This is a genomic window from Corynebacterium sp. HMSC29G08 (genome assembly GCF_001806875.1).
Taxonomy (GTDB): domain Bacteria; phylum Actinomycetota; class Actinomycetes; order Mycobacteriales; family Mycobacteriaceae; genus Corynebacterium.
On record NZ_KV786267.1, the window covers coordinates 1 to 282 of the forward strand.

The 282-nt window shown below is 53.5% G+C and carries 1 pseudogene; it reads right to left on the reverse strand.

From position 1 onward, the window contains the following. Positions 1 to 282 (reverse strand): annotated as a pseudogene (locus HMPREF3101_RS09105) (HNH endonuclease); the annotation flags it as partial.

The window sequence follows — 282 nt, forward strand, 5'->3', positions numbered from 1 at the left end:
GAGTGTTCTGACCAGCACGTGTCGGAGTAAACGTAGCCGTCAGCATTGCGTCGAACTGACCATAGGCGTCATCAGTAATCTCAGGGCCGAGTTCAGCAAGCGTGGTATCAATCGCCCGCAAATGCTGCAGATCCATCACACGCGTTTCAGCCTGCAAGGCACGCAGCCTCGGCAAATGCTGCAGACGCGCATGGGCAAAAATCGCGCCTTCAACAAGAGATTTACCCCAACCGGTTGCTTCCCTGATAGCCACTACTTCCACTTCGAAGTCATCAATATGTG